Source organism: Flavobacteriales bacterium, assembly GCA_013214975.1.
In the GTDB taxonomy this organism is placed as follows: Bacteria; Bacteroidota; Bacteroidia; order DT-38; family DT-38; genus DT-38.
Window position 1 is genome coordinate 1 of sequence record JABSPR010000185.1, and the last position, 4212, is coordinate 4212.

A 4212-nucleotide genomic window follows, 5' to 3' on the forward strand; every position below is an offset into this window, starting at 1 on the left:
ATGCTGGGCACACACACTGTATATAGCAAATAGGGCGTTCTGTGGATTACGAAAGTTCAGTGCTATTTACTAACACCGCCAAATTTTTAATTTGGCTTTTAAGATGAATAAGTTAAAAACAAAATATAAAAATGTGGCTCAGAGCAAACTTGAAAGTGTATCGCTTTCTACTGCCCTACTTGCCATATACTAAACGTCAGACTGCGCAAAAACTCACAATGTATTTTTGCTAAATTAAATTGATCAGAACCTCCACTTTTTTGTATCTTAATAGTGTAATAAAGCACAACACTATTATGGATTTTATTCAGGGGTTTAATAGAAATCAATTACAAATGATTTCGTTTGATGAATTTGTGAAACCAGACTCATGGGCAAGAATAGTAGATTTATTTGTTGATATACTTCCTTTAAATAATTTAGGATTTAAAGATACTTTTGAACAAGAAGGAAGACCACCATATTCACCATCTGATTTATTAAAGCTTTATCTTTACGGTTATAAAAATCATTTACGATCGTCACGAAAACTAGCCCATGCTTGCCAAGTTAATCTTGAGGTTATTTGGCTCATCAAAGGACTCAAACCTTCAGCCAGGAAGATAGCTTATTTTAGAAAAAACAATGCCAAAGCATTTAAACAAGCCTTCAGATATTTTGTAGTAATACTTAAAGACCTTAACCTTATTGATGGGCAGACTATTGCAATTGATTCCTTTAAAATTAGAGCACAGAATGCTTCGAAAAACAATTTTAATCAAAAGAAAATTGACAGACATATTAAATATATTGATGATAAAATAGATGACTATCAAAAACAATTAGAACAAGAAGATTCGGTTGATAAACAAGAGGATATTAATCAAAAAATAGTTTATCAAAATTCTAAGAAAGAGAATTATCAACGTATTGAAAAACAACTTAAAGATAGTGGTGAAACACAAATTAGTTTAAACGACCCTGATGCCAGAAGTGTTATTCTCCATAAAAATATTATTAATGTGGGTTACTGTGTTCAAGCTGGTTCCGACAGTAAACACAACCTATTTATTAATAATGATACCGGAACGGTAAATGATACACATGCTCTATCACCGATGGCTTTAGATGCTAAAGAATTATTGAACTTAAAACAGATGAATGTTTTAACTGATAAAGGATATACCACCGGAAAACATATTGATATTTGCACTAAAAACAACATCACTACATTCTCTTCTCCTAAGGCACACTCCTCTCTGAAAAACGGCTTATATGATATGCAAATATTTAAATATAATGCTCCAAAGAACCACTATACCTGTCCTGCAGGAGAAATACTAGCCACAAACGGAGCAGTATATAATAAAAACAAACACAAGGTTAAACATTATAAAAACCGACAAGCATGCAAAACTTGTATGCTCAGAGACCAATGTACAACCAATAAAAACGGACGATTTATTGAACGTTCTATTTATCAAGAAGCAGTTGAAAACAACAAAAAAAGAGTAGATTCAAATCCTGATTATTACAGATTAAGACAACAAGTAACTGAACACCAATTTGGAACACTAAAACGACAATGGGGATTTACTTTTACCCTGATGAAAGGCAAACAAAATGTACTTTCAGAAGTAAACATGATGATGACGGTTTACAACCTTAGAAGACTGATGTCTATTTTTACTATAAACGAACTAAAAAATAAGCTAAAAGAGCTTTGCCTTAGTTTTTCAGGGCTATTTGTGTCTTTTTTAATCCATATAAGCCCCTTTTCTCAAAATAGAAAATACACTACTTTAACTAGAGTAGAAAATTAACTCCCTCTAAAGCATTCTAAAACTGACAATATTGGCTAATTTCAAATTAAATAGGAGTTTGTGCGCAGACTCACGTTAGGTACAATTAAAATGACACTAACCACAGAAAGAACGATATCGAGCCCATTAGAAAGAGATGATTTTGATTCTCTACTTGAAATGTATTCTGAACCTGATTCAAATAAATTTGTTAAACCATTTCAGAATAAGCACCCTGATTTTTTTTCAGATTTTTTGAATAAAAGATTATTACAAAATGAAACTTCAATTGGTTTCTGGGTTGTAAGATGTAAAGAAACGGGTGAAATAATGGGGACTGTCAATTTGAACTTCTTTGAATCAATAGATGGTCATCACATAGGATGTCATTTGAAAAGAGAAAATTGGAATAAGGGATTAGCTACAGAAATACTATCAAAATTAGTCACATATGGCCTGAAAGAAAAGGGTTTGAACACAATATATGGATTGGTGGAAAAAGAAAATCTTGTATCAAAGCAGTTATTGAAAAAAATAGGACTTCATTACCATTCGAATAAAGAAATCTTAAATACTGATATAGAAATATACTGTACCTAATCGAGTAGATGGCTCCGCCCAAAATTGAGCGGAGTGCACCTCTCACACCACCGTACGTACGGGTCTCGTATACGGCGGTTCAATAATGATACGTTTCGATTTATTGTAATAGTCGATTAAACTAACATAACCCTTCTTTTTCATTCTTGCTATGGTAATAGTTGTACGAAGCATAGGACTTTGGGCTACTGCCCATCCTCCCATACGAGTACGACTCCATGCATAGGCTTGTCCTTGGTCAATTCCCAATCGAATGAAATTCTTTCTCTTTCTTTCGGGCTTTTTCCAGTCGTGCCATATGCAATACCGTAGCCGATTTCGAAGCCATTCTTCTAGCTTTTTAAGCTTTGCTTGAATGGAGGCTGCTTTAAAGTAATTTATCCATCCTCGGATTAGTAGGTTGATGCGGTGGAGACGCTCTTCAAAACTAGCTGGTATAGTTTTCTTGGTCAGTTGTTTAAGTTTTCGCTTAAATTCTTTCCATTTGGATTCTTGTACCACTAGCTGATATTTCCCTTTTTCTCCTTTCTTATAGGTCGGTACAAATCCGAAACCTAGTAAGTTAAAAGTTGAGGGTCTGCGCACTCCACTTTTCTCCCTATTTATTGGAAGATGAAGGTGATTCCACAAAAATTTATAGATACTATTACCTACTCTTTTTGCAGATGCTTTACTTTTTACATAGATACTGAAATCATCTGCGTATCGCACATAACGATGTCCGCGTTTCTCCAATTCTTTATCCAACTCGTTGAGTAAGATATTAGAGAGCAATGGGCTCAAAGGAGAACCTTGTGGCACCCCTTTGGTTCGCTTTTGTAGCTTACCGTTGATTTGTATCGGTGCGCGTAAAAATGAACGTAATAGCTTCATGGTGGCGCTACAATTTACCTTTTTGCTTACCAACTCAAGCAATACATAATGTTCTACTTCATCAAAGAAACTCTTCAAATCGATATCCACCACGTCTTGGTATCCCGAATTTATATGCTTAAGGCTTTGTTTTACCGCTTGATTAGCATTACGATTGGGACGGAAACCATAACTATGCTGCTGAAAGTCTGACTCAAATATTGGTTGCAGTACCTGATGTAGTGCTTGCTGAAATACTCTATCAATCGCGGTGGGTATGCCGAGTAATCTCGTTGTACCGTTGCTCTTAGGTATTTCAACTCCCAATATTGGAGAGACCTCATACATCTCTCGTTCTATCTGGTTAGTGTATCGTTTGCTGTTTGCTTGTAAAATTGATTTTAGTCCAGTTACCTGTACTTTGTCAACTCCTCCTGCTCCCTTATTACGATATACACGCAAATAGGCTTGGTTAAGGTTCCGTTTACTTGTTAATTGTTTAATCATTTATACTCAAAATACTTGCGCTGTCTCGCTTAATCAAAGGCTGCTATTTTACTAGGAAACTACCATTAACATAAAACAACTCCTTTGTTCATTAAAGACCATTATCGTTCAGTCCTTCCTTACGTGTGAGACCTGTGGGTTTTTCCCACCTCGTTTCCTGTAAGTACTATGACCTCTGCTGACTTCTCCTCTTTGCCAACTCGTGACTGCGGAGACCTCCCCAGGTAATTGCATCTTCTTTCATTCGATCCCTGCCGCATCTACATAATTGACCTTTGGTATTCTTAGGGCTTTACAAAGATGTGCTTGCTTACCCAATCAAATATGCCTCGTATGCGGTTCCTGTTCGTCAGTACCGAAATTTGTAGTCTCGCTTCCTTCACTGCACGCCTCGCGACAAACCAGCTTGCGACTTACTAATGGTTCGAGGCACGACCCTCGCCCATAAGGGACTTGCACCCTCTAGATTAAT

The 4212-nt window shown here is 35.9% G+C and carries 2 protein-coding genes and 1 pseudogene; 2 read left to right on the forward strand and 1 reads right to left on the reverse strand.

The window, feature by feature from the left end; translation table 11 throughout:
• The first annotated feature begins 296 nt into the window (after nucleotides 1-296).
• Nucleotides 297-1700: pseudogene (locus HRT72_06425) on the forward strand (IS1182 family transposase).
• 192 nt (nucleotides 1701-1892) lie between these two features.
• Nucleotides 1893-2381: a GNAT family N-acetyltransferase gene (locus HRT72_06430; GenBank protein NQY67343.1), complete on the forward strand. Its 489-nt coding sequence runs from the start codon at nucleotides 1893-1895 to the stop codon at nucleotides 2379-2381.
• Between the two features lie 42 nt (nucleotides 2382-2423).
• On the opposite strand, the gene ltrA is transcribed toward HRT72_06430, so the two are convergent.
• Nucleotides 2424-3740, reverse strand: a complete 1317-nt coding sequence (gene ltrA / locus HRT72_06435) for a group II intron reverse transcriptase/maturase (protein ID NQY67344.1) — start codon at nucleotides 3738-3740, stop codon at nucleotides 2424-2426.
• Between the last annotated feature and the right edge of the window lie 472 nt (nucleotides 3741-4212).